This is a genomic window from Actinoplanes sp. GCM10030250 (assembly GCF_042666575.1).
Lineage (GTDB): Bacteria > Actinomycetota > Actinomycetes > Mycobacteriales > Micromonosporaceae > Actinoplanes.
Genome location: NZ_JBHTDO010000014.1, coordinates 121,489 through 135,380, shown reverse-complemented (window position 1 = coordinate 135,380; position 13,892 = coordinate 121,489). Strand labels below are relative to the sequence as shown.

The 13,892-nt window shown below is 71.1% G+C and carries 10 protein-coding genes; 3 read left to right on the top strand and 7 right to left on the bottom strand.

Annotation, left to right across the window (positions count from 1 at the left end):
- The 3 genes from ACFQV6_RS19795 to ACFQV6_RS19785 are packed head-to-tail and all read right to left on the bottom strand — an operon-like array spanning nt 1 to nt 3,542.
- Nucleotides 1-1,626: an extracellular solute-binding protein gene (locus ACFQV6_RS19795; RefSeq protein ID WP_378028991.1), complete on the bottom strand. Its 1,626-nt coding sequence runs from the start codon at nt 1,624-1,626 to the stop codon at nt 1-3.
- Between the two features lie 10 nt (nt 1,627-1,636).
- Nucleotides 1,637-2,521 (bottom strand): carbohydrate ABC transporter permease, encoded by an 885-nt coding sequence (locus tag ACFQV6_RS19790; protein ID WP_378028990.1) that lies wholly within the window; start codon nt 2,519-2,521, stop codon nt 1,637-1,639.
- Between the two features lie 49 nt (nt 2,522-2,570).
- Nucleotides 2,571-3,542 (bottom strand): ABC transporter permease, encoded by a 972-nt coding sequence (locus tag ACFQV6_RS19785; RefSeq protein ID WP_378028989.1) that lies wholly within the window; start codon nt 3,540-3,542, stop codon nt 2,571-2,573.
- A gap of 173 nt (nt 3,543-3,715) precedes the next feature.
- On the opposite strand from ACFQV6_RS19785, the gene ACFQV6_RS19780 reads away from it, so the two are divergent.
- A complete protein-coding gene (locus ACFQV6_RS19780) occupies nt 3,716-4,723 on the top strand; it encodes a hydroxyacid dehydrogenase (RefSeq protein WP_378028988.1) in 1,008 nt (335 codons plus the stop codon).
- 392 nt (nt 4,724-5,115) lie between these two features.
- Nucleotides 5,116-7,371, top strand: coding sequence for a TPM domain-containing protein (locus tag ACFQV6_RS19775; RefSeq protein WP_378028987.1), 2,256 nt, complete (start codon nt 5,116-5,118; stop codon nt 7,369-7,371).
- A gap of 13 nt (nt 7,372-7,384) precedes the next feature.
- On the opposite strand, the gene ACFQV6_RS19770 is transcribed toward ACFQV6_RS19775, so the two are convergent.
- From ACFQV6_RS19770 to ACFQV6_RS19760, 3 genes are all read right to left on the bottom strand, one after another.
- Nucleotides 7,385-8,950, bottom strand: a complete 1,566-nt coding sequence (locus ACFQV6_RS19770) for an FG-GAP repeat domain-containing protein (protein WP_378028986.1) — start codon at nt 8,948-8,950, stop codon at nt 7,385-7,387.
- 124 nt (nt 8,951-9,074) lie between these two features.
- On the bottom strand, nt 9,075-11,075 hold the full coding sequence (locus tag ACFQV6_RS19765) for a hypothetical protein (RefSeq protein WP_378028985.1): 2,001 nt from the start codon (nt 11,073-11,075) through the stop codon (nt 9,075-9,077).
- A 139-nt stretch (nt 11,076-11,214) separates the two neighbouring features.
- Nucleotides 11,215-11,418: a cold-shock protein gene (locus ACFQV6_RS19760; protein WP_378028984.1), complete on the bottom strand. Its 204-nt coding sequence runs from the start codon at nt 11,416-11,418 to the stop codon at nt 11,215-11,217.
- A 432-nt stretch (nt 11,419-11,850) separates the two neighbouring features.
- On the opposite strand from ACFQV6_RS19760, the gene ACFQV6_RS19755 reads away from it, so the two are divergent.
- Entirely contained in the window at nt 11,851-13,101 is a 1,251-nt protein-coding gene (locus ACFQV6_RS19755; RefSeq protein WP_378028983.1) for a glycosyltransferase family 39 protein, read from the top strand.
- Nucleotides 13,102-13,108: 7 nt separating this feature from the next.
- Here the strand turns inward: ACFQV6_RS19755 and ACFQV6_RS19750 are convergent, their stop codons facing one another.
- Nucleotides 13,109-13,852, bottom strand: a complete 744-nt coding sequence (locus ACFQV6_RS19750; protein ID WP_378028982.1) for a BTAD domain-containing putative transcriptional regulator — start codon at nt 13,850-13,852, stop codon at nt 13,109-13,111.
- Between the last annotated feature and the right edge of the window lie 40 nt (nt 13,853-13,892).

The window sequence follows — 13,892 nt, the reverse complement described above, 5'->3', positions numbered from 1 at the left end:
TCAGGAGGCCGCCTGATACTCCTTGGCGAGTTCCACGGCGAGCTCGTCCCCGCCGGCCGACCGCCACTGTGCGACCGTGTCCTTCCAGGAGGAGACCGGCTGGCGGCCGAAAGTGATCGCGGCGATGCCGTCGCCGAGGATCTGCTCCAACCGGCTGCCCTTGGCCGACTGGGTGGCCGACTGCAGGCCGAGCTGCGGGTTGGCGACGCTGCGCGGCATCACCGCCTTCTCCCAGTCGTAGGCGGCCCTGGCCACGTCCGGGAACCCGGGCAGGTGCAGCACTGTCGGTGCGGTGCCGATGTAGCGGACCGGGACGGTGGCGCTGTTCTCGGTCTTGAACAGCTCCGTGGTCGTGACGACCCCGTTCTCCTTGGTGAAGTGCTTGCCCTCGACGCCGTAGTTGACCAGCTCGTACTCCCTGGTGCCGAACGGGGCGCTGAGGTAGTCGCAGATCCGCAGCAGCATCTTGATCCGCTCCGGATCCGCCTTCTTGAAGGTGGCGAAGCCGAAGTTGCCGGTGCCGCGCCAGGCCGTGGCCTGCGGCGAGTAGGGGCGGGCCAGCCCCAGCGTGAACCGGTTGTTGATTTTGAGCAGGTTGGGCAGGGCCAGGAAGCCGAAGCCGTTGGGCAGGCTGGCGACCGTCTGGTTGTAGAAGTTGTTCTGCATGTCGGTGGAGCTGGCGGTCAGGCTGTCCGGGTAGTGCACCGCCGCGGAGGTGAGCTCGCGCATCACGCCGAGCGCCTGCTCGAACTGCGGCGTCGTGGCGGTGTGCACGAAAGCGCCGTCCCGGACCGCCCAGCCGTTCGGCGCGCCCGCCGTCCCGGCGTGGAAGGTGATGCCGCTCAGACCGCCGAACAGGGTCTTGTACCAGCTGGTGCCCCAGCGGCGCCCGGACGTGAGGTCGCGCATCGCGGACATGTACTGGTCGTGGTTCCAGTCGAGCGGGGCCTTGACCTCGTCGAGCCGGCTCCGGTTGACGAACATGCTGTTTGCCGGCATCGGCCGCTCCAGCGGCACGCCGTGGATCCGGCCGCCGATGCGGCCCATCCCCTGCCAGGCGTAGGCGGGGATGTTCGCCAGGTTCGGGTACGCCTTGACCGCGTCCCCGCCCACCAGGTCCGAGATGTCGGCGCAGACGCGCTGGATGAACTCGGCGCGCCGCGGCAGGTTGAGGTTGGTGAACATGACGATGTCCGGCAGGTCGCCGCTGCCGGCCATCAGGGTGGTCATCTTCTGGGCGTACTCGGGGTCGGGCACCACGACCAGGTTCAGCTTGATGTTGAGGGCCTTGCTGATCGCCTGCCAGTAACTGTTCTGCTCGAGCGGCTTCGGCGGCGCCTCGTAGGTGACGACCATCGCGGTGACCTCGGAGCCGTCACCGGGTGCCTCGGCGACCGCCTGCGCCAGCTGCGCCGGATAGTTCAGATAGAGCGGCTGGATGCCGACGGCGTCGTCACCGGGGGCGTCCGGTGCCGGGCCGGTGAACGGAACGTAGGTGGGCCAGGGGACGAGGTCCTTGCCGGCGTTGCCCACGTTCCCGCGGCTGGAACCGCCACCGTTGCATGAGGCGAGGGCGGGAGCCGCGGCGATGGCGCCTGCCGCGGCGATCAGGGAGCGGCGCTTCATGGTGAGCCTTTCATGACTTGAGGGCTCCGGTCAGGACGCCCTTGACGAAGTAGCGCTGCAGGAACGGATAGACGCAGACGATCGGCAGGGTCGCCAGGACGACGACTGCCATCTGGATGGACTGCGGTGAGGAGACGTCCGCCTCGCCGGCTTCGGCGAGTGCGGCTCCGCCGGTGACGTACTGGCGCAGGACGGTGCCGATCGGCCACTTCGTCTGATCGTTGAAGTAGATGATCGCCTCGAAGAAGCGGTTCCAGTAGGCGACGGCGTAGAAGAGGCCGACGACGGCGATCACCGCCTTGGACAGCGGCAGCACGATGCGGCGCAGCATGGCGAACTCACCGGCGCCGTCCAGGCGGGCCGCCTCGAGCAGCTCGTCCGGGATGGACTGGAAGAAGCCGCGCATCACGACCAGGTTGAACACGTTGACCAGGAACGGCAGGATCAGCGCCGCGTACGAGTCGAACAGGCCGGTCTCCTGCACGACCAGGAACAGCGGAACCATGCCGGGCGGGAACAGGAAGGTGAACAGCACCAGCAGCAGGATCGGTTTGCCGCCGTAGAGCCGGGGGCGGCTCAGCGCGTAGGCGAGGCCGATGGTGCAGACCAGGCTCAGGGCAGTGCCGGCCAGGGTGATCCCGGCGCTGACGAGCAGGGCCCGGGTGACGATCCCACCGTCGAGGATCTCGGCGTACGCCTCGAACGACAGCCGTTCGGGCCAGATCACCCAGCCGCCGTTGTCGATGACCTGTTGCGGGTCGGCCAGGCTGGTCGACACGACCGCCCAGAGCGGGAAGACGACGAGCGCGACGATGATCGCCAGCGCGACGCCCTTGGCGATGCGGACCGCCACGGTGGGCCGGCCCTGCCAGGCCGGATACGCGTGCCTGGTCATGACCGGTAGCCCCCTGCTCGCCTCATGACCGGTAGACGCCCTGCTCGCCTCATGACCGGTAGACCCCCTGCTCCCCGAAGCGGTGGGCGACCTTGTTGGCCGCGTAGATCAGCGCGACGCCGATGACGCCCTTGAACAGGCCGACGGCCGCCGCGTAGCCGAAGTCGCCGGAGGCGAAGCCGGTGTAGTAGACGAAGGTCTCCAGCACCTCACCGGCCTCGGCGCCGACCGACTGGCGTTGCAGGAAGAACTGCTCGAAGCCGATCGACAGGAACTCACCGAGGCGCAGCACGAGCAGCAGGATGATGACCGGGCGGATCGCGGGCAGGGTGACGTGCCACAGCCGCCGCCACCAGGAGGCGCCGTCGAGAGCTGCCGCCTCGTACATCTGCTCGTCCACCTGCGACAGCGCGGCCAGGAAGATGATCGTGGCCCAGCCGCACTCCTTCCAGATCACCTGCGCCACGACGAGCGGTTTGTAGGCGTCCGGGTTGCCGATCACCGAGATGCCGCCGACGCCGAGGTCGGCGAGCCATCCGTTGATCACGCCCGCGCCGCCCAGCATGTGCTGGAACAGCGCGATGACGATCACCCAGGACAGGAAGTGCGGCAGGTAGACCACGCTCTGCACGAACCGGCGCAGGGTGTCGCCGACGATGCTGTGCAGCAGCAGCGCCAGCGCCAGCGGAGCCGGGAAGAAGAACGCCAGCTGCAGCAGCGCGATGATCAGAGTGTTGCCGACCGCGCTCCAGAACAGCGGGTCGGCGGCCATCCGCTCGAAATTGGCGAGACCCACCCAGGCGCTGCCGCGAACGCCGAGGAACGGCACATAATCCTGGAACGCCAGCACGTTGCCGAAGAGCGCTCCGTAGTGGAACACCAGGAAGTAGAGCAAGCCGGGCAGCAGAAGCAGCAGGAGGACCCGGTCGGCACGGAAGCGATCCCGGCGCCCCGGCCGCGGCGGTGTCTCGGTCGCCTCGCGTCCGGTCTCGGCGCCCTGGGGGACCCGGGTCATGACCATCCGGGCTTCACCTTTCGTGATCTTAACCCCGCGGAAACGAGGTGGTCACAAGATAAAACGCTTTCAATCGACGGTCAAGACATCGATCAACATCCTTCATCTGTACGCAGGACGAGCTGCATATCTCTCGGACACTGTGCTAGAAAACGTTTTATCTATTTGGAGGTGTCGACGTGCCCCCTCGCCCCGTCGCGGTCTTCGCGCTCTCCGACCGAGCGCGCCGGCAGGCGTTCCCCGCACCGGTCCTCGACCGGCTGTGCCGGCTGGTCCACCTCGACCCGGACGCCGCCCTGACCGAGTTCACCTCACCCGGCGCCCGCTCCGCGCTCGCCACCGCCGAGATCCTGATCAGCGGATGGGGCGCACCCCGCATCGACGTCGACGCCCTGGCCGCCGCCCCCCGCCTGCGCGCCGTCGTACACGCCGCCGGCACCGTCAAGCTGCACCTCGACCGAGCGGTTTTCGAACGCGGCATCGTGGTTTCCTCCGCCGCACAGGCCAACGCCCTCCCGGTCGCCGACTTCACCATCGCCGCCCTCGTCCTGGGCGCCAAGGAGGTCTTCGCCCGGGCCCGCCGCTACGCCGCCGAACGACCCGAGGGCTCCTGGCCCGCCGTCCGCGGCCCCGGCCTGATCGGCTCCACCGTCGGTATCGTCGGCGCCTCCCGGGTCGGCCGCCTCGTCCTGGACCGCCTGCGTGACCTCGACGTCACCGTGCTGCTCGCCGACCCGTACGTGACACCCCAACAGGCCCGCGCGCTCGGCGCGGACCACGCCGACCTCGACTCGCTCTGCGCCCGCAGCGACCTGATCAGCCTGCACGCCCCCGCCCTGCCCGAAACCCGCCACCTGATCGACAGCCGCAGGCTGGCCCTCCTCCCGGACGGCGCCGTTCTGATCAACACGGCCCGGGGTTCGCTCGTGGACACCGAGGCGCTGGTGGCGGAGTGCGCGTCCGGCCGCATCTCCGCACTGCTCGACGTCACCGACCCGGAGCCGCTCCCACACGGCCATCCGCTGTTCCAGCTGGACAACGTCTTCGTCACGCCGCATCTGGCGGGTGCCGAAGGGCGCGAGGTCAGCCGGCTGGGCGAATTCGCCACCGCCGAGATCGGCCGGCTGCTGCGCGGCGCCCCCCTGCACGGCCAGATCCACTTCGACCACCTCGCCCGCATCGCCTGACCCGCACTCACGATCGACCTCGGCTCGGCTCGGCTCGGCGCGGCTCGGGCGCGGCTTGGGCTGGGCTCGGGCGCGGCTCGGGCGCGGCTCGGGCGCGGCTCGGGCGTGGCTTGGGTGGGCTCTGCTCGGGTCGTGACCCGCTTGGGGTCGTCGGCGGAAGTCGGGCGCCCTCAAGCAGCGCTATGCCCGCACACGTTGGCCGTAACGCGTGCAGTTGGTTGCACACGTTGGCCGCAGTCGGTGGCCGTGGGGTGGCTGGGCTACGGCTGGTCGGGGTGAGCCGTAGGCGTGGCACCCTTCGGGGGCGTGGTGAGGTGGCTGGGCTACGGCTGGGGCCGCCCGGCCGTGGGTTCCAGCGCGCGAAGCCCACGGCCGCGCCCTAGGTTGAACTGGTGACTGTGATCCCCTGGCGCATGATGGTCGTGCCGCTCGTTGTCCTGATCGCCGGTCTGGTGATGCCGCCGGTGGCCGCTCACGCCGACGAACCGGGACGGCTCGCGGCCCAGGTCAACGACGCCGGCGGGGTCCTGACCGACCGCGCCCGTGTGGACGCGGCGCTGCAGCAGCTGCAGCAGGAGACGGGCATCCAGCTGTTCGTCAGCATGGTCGACTCCTTCGACGGCACGCCCGCGCAGCAGTGGACCGACGAGACCGCCCGGCTGAGCGATCTGGGCGATCGAGATGCCTTGCTCGCGGTTGCGACCAAAGATCGGGCGTACGCCTACTCGTTCCCCGAAGACTCCCGCATCAGCACCGCCGAGCTGACCGAGGTAGCCCGCACCCGCATCGAGCCCGCCCTCGCCCGGCAGGACTGGTCCGGTGCGGTGATCGCAGCGGCACAGGGTTACCAGGATGCCGCAACCGGCTCCGGCCAGGGACCCGGTCTGGCAATGCTCGTACTCGGCGCTGTCCTGGTCGCAGCTCTGGCCTGGGCCCTCCTGCGCCGCCGGCGGCGCCGTGCAGCAGCGGCATCGGCCGGACCGTCGGCGTTCGGAATGGGTGGAGCCGGGCCGGGTGGAGCCGGGCCGGGTGGAGCCGGGCCGGGTGGAGTTGGACCGGATGGAGTCGTATCGGGCGGGGCCGGACCGGGCAGCCCGGCCACCGCTTCCGGTCGCAGCACGGCCGATCTGGCGAATCAGGCCAACGCGCTGCTCATCGAGCTTGACGACGACCTGCTGGCCAGCGAACGGGAGGGTGACCTGGCCACCGCTCAATACGGTGCTGCGGCGACCGTACGTTTTCAGGAAGCCCTTGCCTCCGCCCGCCGCGACGTGACTGAAGCCTTTCGCCTGCGGATGACCCTGGAGGAAGTGCCGGAGCCGGACGAGGTGACCCGGCGCGGCACCCTCACCAAGATCATAGAGCTGTGCCAGGCCGCTGACACCCGCCTGGACGCCGAGTCGGAGGCGTTCGACGAACTGCGAGATCTGGAGGGCCGCGCGGCCGAGGTCGCTGATCAGCTGGACCAGCAGCGTACCGCCGTCGAGGTAGCCCTGCCCGCTGCGGCCGCCACGACGCAGGACCTCCTCGCCCGGTACAGCGGCACCTCGGTGACCGCGATCGCCGGCAATGTGGATCTGGCCCGCGAGCGGCTCGCCTTCGCCGGGGACGCCCTGGCCAGGGCGCGGGCCGCCCTCGCCGGAACCCCGGTCACCAGCGCCGACGCGCCCGGTCCGGTCGCTGATGTCGGTCCGGTCGCTGATGTCGGCCCGGTCGCGGATGGCGGCCCGGTCGCTGAGCCGGCCGGTGGGGCGCGGGGCCCGGCGACCGTTGGGGCTGAGGCGGCGCTGGCGGTGCGGGCCGCCGAGCAGGCCGTCGATCAGGCCGGTCAGCTCGTCGCGGCGGTGGAGAAGGCCGCCACCGATCTGCCCGCCGCGATCGTCGCCGCTGAGGCGCTGATCACCGAGATCACCGCCGAGGTGGCGACCGGTCGCAGCGTGCCCGCCGACGCTGCCAACGCGGACGGGCTCAGCGCGGCGATTGCCGGCGGGGAGCAGGCGGTGACCGAAGCGCGCGCCGGGCTGGCCGCGGCCCGGCCGGACCCGAGGGAGATCGTCGCGCGCTTGGAGGCTGCCGACGTCACCCTCGACGGTGCCCTCGCGGCGGCTCGTGGTCGGGCCGAGCGGGATAGCCACGCCCGTACGGTGCTGGCACAGACTTTGCCGGTGGCCCGCGCGGAGGTCGCCGCGACGGACGACTTCATCACGACACGCCGTGGTGCTGTCGGTCCTGACGCCCGGGCCGGGTTGTCCGAGGCGCTGCGGCACCTCGCCCTGGCGGAGCAACTGGCCGCCACCGATCCGGCCACCGCCGTGCAGGAAGCCCAACAGGCCCGGCAACTGGCCGCAGCCGCCGGGCACGCCGCACAGGCCGACGTCAACACGTGGAGCAGCGCGGGACACTACGGCGCGGGACAGTACGGGTCGGGCGGCGGGAGGCACTACGGGCCGGGCAGCGGATTCGACGCGGGATCCTTCGCCGGCGCGGTTCTCGGCGGCATCCTCGCCGGGGGAATGCGCTCCGGCGGCGGGCCGGGCGGCTCGGGGCCCTGGGGCGGCGGGTTCGGCGGCAGCGGCTCCCGGTCCCGCCGCACCGGAGGCGGTGGGGGCGGCGGTGGCGGCCGCCGGGGAGGCGGCGGCCGGTTCTGACCGGCTGGGTGCGCTATCCGCCGAGCACGACTGCTTCGGTGCGGCCGCTGGCGGCGCCGGACTTGTGCACCACCATGAGGTCCAGCCGGCCGTCGCCGTTCCAGTCGGTGACTGATACGTCGTGGCGCTGGTCTGTCAGGCCCTGTGCGGTTGCGGTGTTCAGCACGGAGCGGCGCAGGCCCGACGCGCCGTCGATGACCTGGACCTCCGTCTTTCCGCTCTTTGTCGCGGAGGTGCGGACGATCACCAGGTCGGGGCGCTTGTCACGGTTCCAGTCGGCGACGAACGCGCGGTGCGGCCCGTCCGCGGCGGCCGGGGTGGCGGCGGCCGGGTTTACTGCGGCCGGGGTGGCGGCGGCCGGGGTGGCGGCGGCCGGGGTTACAGCGGCCGGTACGAGGTCCTGCTGGAAGTTAGCCGCGCCGTCGAGGACCCGCACCTCGGTGTGCCGGCTGGCGGTGCCCGAGGTCTGGACCGCCACGAGGTCCGGGCGGCCGTCGGCGTTCCAGTCGGTCAGGGAGAAGGCGTGGCGGTCGTCGGTGGCGGGGAGCGGCGTGGCCGTTTCGAGGAGGAGGTGCTGGAAGTTCGAGGCGCCGTCGAGGATGCGCAGCTCGGTGCGGGCGCTCGCCGTGCCGGACTTCTGGACCGCCACCAGGTCCGGGCGGCCGTCCGCGTTCCAGTCGGCCAGCGAGAGTTGGCTGCCGCCGGTCGCGGCGAGGACCGTGGCGGTGTGCAGGAGCAGGCCCTGGAAGTTCGCCGCGCCGTCCATGATGCGCAGCTCGATCTTGCCGGTGATCGTGCCGGTGCCCTGGATCACCACGAGGTCGGCGCGGCGGTCGCCGTTCCAGTCGGCGGTCGAGACCTGGTAGCGCTCGTCGGTGGGTCCGAGCCCGGTGTACGTGGCGGCCAGCGCCTGCTGGAACGGCCCGGCCGGCTTCTTCGGGGCCGCGGCCGTGCTGCCCGGGGTGGTCACCGGTGACGCGGTGCGCTCCCACAGCTGGGCGACGATCCGCTGCGCGTCGTGCGCCTCCGGCGAGTAGGCGCCCGGGTGGGCGGACGTCTGCACCCGCTGGCAGATCTGCCCGATGTCCCCGGACATCCAGCTGCCGCCAGGGTATTTGCGAATCATCGCGTCGAGGAAGGCGTTGGTGGCGTAGCCGGGGTCGGTGAGCTGATCCGGTCGTCCCCAGCCCGTCGACGGCCGCTGCTGGAACAGGCCGAGGCTGTCGTGGTCGGTCGCGACGGCGTGGTTGTGCAGGGTGCTCTCGGCGATCGCTGTGGTGACGGCGATGACCGCGGCGCGCTCGGGCAGCCCGCGAGCCAGGACGGTGCCCACGATGATGCGTGCACAGGAGATGCTGCGGCCGGTCACCGCGCGGCCGAGGCGGCGCCCGTTCATCGACGGTCGCACGCGGTCGGCGATCGCCCGGTCGACCGCTGTCACGCCGTCGTTCAGGCAGGCGGAGGATGGGGCGGCGGCCAGTGACACCGGCCCGGCGTGGGCAGCCGCCGGCAGGCTCAGCACCCCGGCCGCCAGCGTCAGGGCCGAGCACGCCTTCAGGGCAGCAAACCGTACCGACACGTGTGGACCGCCTTCTTTCCCCCGTGGCTACCGTGCCCCATCAATGTGCCACATCCCTCGTCCCGTGTGGAAGGCGCGGTCAAGGGCAGGAGCCGGCATTGCAGGCATCCACCAGAAGGCGCGGTCAAGGGCAGGGGCCGGCGTCGCAGACATCCACCACCCTGCCGGTCAGCAGGAACGTCGCCTTCTGCAGTTGCGCCTCCGGCTGGGCCCGGGGGAACTCGTGCGAATCCGGGCCGTACTGCGGTCCGCTCGGCGCCAGGTTGGTCGGCGGTGGCGCGAACGCCTGGCCGCTGTTCCACACCACCATCGCCGAGCCGCGGTACGGGTACGCGGGTATCGGCTTGATGCCCCAGAACGGCACCACCTCGTCGGACCATCCGGCGGCCAGCGCGGGCCGGTGGAGGCGGGCGCCGATCGTCCGGGCCTGCACCTGCGCGGCGGCCGGGGAGACCTGGTGGTCGCCGAACGCGACGTGCATCAGGACCTGGTGCGGTGGCGTGCCGGGCAGCGGACGGCTGGTCAGGTGCTGGGCGTACCCGTTGGCCTCGCCGCGGTCCCACAGCATCTGGATCAGCGCGAAGGTGAGCTGCTGATCGATTTTGTCCGGGTAGGCCTGGTCGAGGAGCTGCTGGAACGGCGCGAAGGCGGTGCTGCGCTGCAACAGGGTGCTGTAGTTCATCGCGGGCACGCCGAGGACCGAGCGCTTCCAGTCCTGTGCGATCGCGGTGAGCGCGCCGCCGTTGATGCCGCCCTGGCTGTTGCCGTCGTAGTGCAGCCCGCCGGCCCGGTCGAGCAGGCTGCGGCCCCGGTCGTCCTGGAAGGCGGGATGCCGCGCGAGACCGTCCGGCGAGATCATCGTCCGGCCGAGGTAGAGGAAGTTGAGGAAGCTCTGCTGGAGCCGGTCGGGTACGGCCGGGAACGTGCTCAGATCGCTCCAGGTCTGCACGACGAACGGTATGTCGCCGGACGACAGGCCGATCCAGCTCGTCGCGCAGAACATGAAGTCGTAGGTCTGGGACATCTGCTTCACGTTGCCCGCGTTGATCTCGGTGGGCGCGCCGAGCAGGCCGTGGCCGTACAGCGACAGGTGCGCCGGCTGCTCCGCGCTCGCGCCGCGCGGGATGTTGCAGATGAAATCGGCGGCGAGCGTCTGACCCGAGGTGGTGGGCAGGGCGCCCGCCCGGGACGGCTGTCCGTCGCCACCGGCCGGCCCGTAGTGGAGTCGTGAGCCCGGCCCGCCGGTGCCGGTCAGGTAACTCGGCACCGCGACCGTGCCGCGGACCTGCCGGGCGATGCGGGCGTCCTGCTCGGCGGTGAAATCGGTGACCTGGCTCACCGTGAACGCGGGCGCCCGCCGGCCGAGGCCGCCGAACGCGTCGTCGCGCATGCGCAGGATCCGGCCGGTGAGACCGGGCGCGCTGGCGACGGTGAAGTCCCACGCCAGGTAGAGGCCGCGGCGATGGATCCGGGCGCGGGCGAGGTCGCCGCGCAGGCGCGAGGTGGTTGCCCGGTCAGGCTCAGGGATCAAGGCTCCGGTACGGTCGCGCAGCCCACGAAGAACGACGACGTACCGGGTTGCCTCCCGCAGGGCCACGGCCGGCCGGATGATGAGCAGCTGCCGGTCGGGTTGATCGGTCGCGTGGGCGTCGAGCTCGGCCCAGTAGGGCGTGCGCTGCCAGGTGCGTGTGTCGAACAGCACGATCGGCGCGCCGGGAGCCAGCGAGCGCCCGATGTCGGTGACCGGTGCGATGCCGCTGGCCGCCGGGTCGAGGTTCGGCACGTGCACGAGGATCGGTGTGCCGGGGCTGAAACCGTCCTGGCGGTTCCACTCGGCCGGGTCGATGTGTTTCCCGGCCACGTTCGCCGGCAGCGTATCGGCGCCGAAGTGCACCCGGCGCCCGGTCGGGCTGGTCCGGTCGGGGACGGTGAACCGGTCGCTCGGGAACGGCAGCAGGCTCGACGGCGACTGCGGTTGCGCCTGCGGAAGGGACAGCGACTGCGGCTGTGACCGCGGTTCGGCGGCGACGGCGATGCCGGGAGGGCCCACGCCGACCAGCGAAGCACTGGTCATCACGGCAGTGGCCGGCACGGCAACGGCGAGAAGCAGGAGTCGACGCAGCATGGGCACCCCTCCGCGACACAGTGGTGGCGATCTATTGCTACGCCTTCGCCCGGGAGCCGGGCAACCACCGTTCGGTCAAGGGGTGAAACGCCGAACGGCGGCCCGCTGAACCAGCAGGCCGCCGTTCGTCAAACGTGGATCAGAGCGGGCGGATGTTCTCCGCCTGCGGGCCCTTCTGGCCCTGGGTGATGTCGAACTCCACCCGCTGGTTCTCCTCGAGGCTGCGGTAGCCACTCGAGTTGATCGCCGAGAAGTGAGCGAAGACGTCGGCGCCGCCGTCGTCCTGGCTGATGAAGCCGAAGCCCTTGTCGGCGTTGAACCACTTCACGGTACCTGTAACCATGTCTGCTCCCTTGCGAGCTGTCCGAGACCGCACTGTGCGGACTCATTCGCCGCCGCGTTGATTACCCGCGCCGGAACCGACACGAACAACGAAAAAAGCGCCATGACGGGGTTAGAGATGACCCATCAGGCGCCCCAAAACGTCTACGGAAATCAAAACTGCAACGAGGGGAACCGTATCACAGCGTCGGCCGAGCGCCAGGGACCCCCGCCGCCCGGGTGCCGAACGGGTGGGTGACCGCGGGGCGGGCCGGTGCCGAACGGGTGGGTGACCGCGGGGCGGGCCGGTGCCGAGCGGGTGGGTGACCGTGGGGCGGGCCGGTGCGATAGCGTGTTGAAACGACCTCGGTCGATGCATAGGATCGGCAGGTGGGAGCGCTCCCATGCTCCGGTCGGTACGGCTCTGGAGGGTGTTCCCATTTCGCACGTCGCCTTGACCCGCGCGGACGGGGCGCAGGACGATCCGCCGGCACCGGAGACGCCGCTTTCCCGGCTTCGCGCCGCGGCCCGCTCCGCGGCACCCGCGATCGGCCTGTACCTGCTGCTGCGCGCGCTCAGCCTCGAGATCATGTATGTGCTGGCGGCCTACGCGCACGCCCGTGATCCGGGACGGCAGGTTTACCCGGACGGGTCGATCGGCAACCAGTGGCGGGGTTTCACCTCGTACTTCGACGCGCTGATCTCGTGGGACGCGCGGTGGTACATCAAGATCGCCGCCCAGGGCCTCGGCGGACCCGTCGGCGCGGTCGACAGCGCCGGCGTCCCGTACGAATTGCGCCTGGTCTTCTTCCCCCTCTACCCGTGGCTGGCCCGCCCGCTGACCCACCTGCCGTTCCTCACGCCGACCGCCGCGTGCCTGATTGTGTCGTTCGTCTCAGCCGTCGCGGCAGCCTGGGGCCTGTACGCCATCGGCCGGCACCTGCACAGCCACCGCGTCGGCGTCCTGCTCGCCGCCGTCTGGGCGATCGCCCCCGCGGCCCTGACGCAGAACGGCGCCTACACCGAATCGCTGTTCACCGCGCTCGCCGCGTGGGCGCTCTACGCCGTACTCAAGGAACGGTGGTTGATCGCCGGCCTGCTCGCCGGTGTGAGCGGCCTGAGCCGGCCCACCGCTGTCGCGCTGATCGGCACCGTCGGCCTGGCCGCGCTGGTCGCCGCCGTCACCCGGCGCGGTGGCTGGCGACCGTACGCCGCGATGCTGCTCGCCCCGGCCGGCCTCCTCGTCTACCTCGCCTACGCCTCCGCCCGCCTCGGCGGCGTCTCCCGGTACTTCGAGATCCACGAGAACGTCTTCGGAGCCCAGTGGGACTACGGCGAGAACACCTGGAGCATGGTCAGCGACATCCTGATCGGGGTCGACGGCGACAACGCCGACAAACCTGTCCGGGTCCTGTCGTTCCTGATCCTGCTCGGCTTCGTCCTGCTGTTCGTGGCGCTGGTCGGCCGGGCACCCTGGCAGCTGACCGTGTTCGCGGCGGCGATGCTGATTCTGGCGATCTTCTCCCGCGCGCACATGTCGATGGCGGGGCGGCACCTTCTGCCCGCGTTCCCGCTGTTCCTTCTCCCGGCCGTCCTGCTGGCCCGAGCCTCACGGCGCGATCTGGTGGTCGTGCTGGGCACGCTCGCGCTGCTGTCCGGCTGGTATGCGGGGTGGCTGCCGTTCATCTCCGGCCAGGCGATCTGACCGGGTTCTAGGCCATCGCGGTGGGGTCGGGCGGGAAGAGGTCGTGCCCGGCCCAGGGGTCGACCGGCTCGGGATAGTCGGACGTGACCACGACCGGAGCCGGGGCGGGAGCCCGAGCCGGAGCGGGAGCCCGAGCCGGGGCCGGAGCGGGCGCCGGGTTGGGAGCGGGAGCCGGGGCCGGAACGGGCGCTGGGGTGGGAGCTGGGGTGGGAGCGGGAGTGGGGGTGGGCGGGGAGAGCAGGTGGGAGGCGGCTGCGCGTTCGTGGAGGAGGCGGGCGCGGGCGGACTCGAAGACCGGTCCGGTCAGGCCGGCCAGGGGCTCGTCCTGCCAGAGGTCGAGCGCCAGGCGTACGTGATGGGTGGCTGTCTGGGTGTTGCCTGTCTGGTGTTCGGTGCGGGCCCTGGTCAGCGCGGCGCGGAAGAGACCGGCGTCGACGGCGTCCTCGGCCGCGCGGAGCACGTAGCCGGCGTCGGTGAGCGCGAGCAGCGACGTCCGGTGTGGGTCGAGGGCACGGCGGAGACCACCCATATACCGCTGTACGACGTCGATGCCGTTCTCCGGCGGATCGCCGTTCCAGAGTGCGGCGACGATCTGGTGCAGGGGTACGGGCTTGCCCGCGTTCAGCAGCAGCAGGGCGAGGACCGCTTGCTGCTTGGGCGGCCCGAGGTCCACGGGTTCGGAGCCCCGGTATGCGCGGACCGGGCCGAGGATCTCGAACCGCGGCGCGACGGCGGGCGAGCCGTCGGTCATCTCGACATCCCTCACTGAGCAGCGACTTTCGTGCGGTCAG

Coding starts and splice junctions, on each gene's coding strand:
- ACFQV6_RS19765 (WP_378028985.1), bottom strand. CDS start 11,075: ATGCTGCGTCGACTCCTGCTTCTCGCCGTTGCCGTGCCGGCCACTGCC.
- ACFQV6_RS19785 (WP_378028989.1), bottom strand. CDS start 3,542: ATGGTCATGACCCGGGTCCCCCAGGGCGCCGAGACCGGACGCGAGGCG.
- ACFQV6_RS19760 (WP_378028984.1), bottom strand. CDS start 11,418: ATGGTTACAGGTACCGTGAAGTGGTTCAACGCCGACAAGGGCTTCGGC.
- ACFQV6_RS19795 (WP_378028991.1), bottom strand. CDS start 1,626: ATGAAGCGCCGCTCCCTGATCGCCGCGGCAGGCGCCATCGCCGCGGCT.
- ACFQV6_RS19790 (WP_378028990.1), bottom strand. CDS start 2,521: ATGACCAGGCACGCGTATCCGGCCTGGCAGGGCCGGCCCACCGTGGCG.
- ACFQV6_RS19750 (WP_378028982.1), bottom strand. CDS start 13,852: ATGACCGACGGCTCGCCCGCCGTCGCGCCGCGGTTCGAGATCCTCGGC.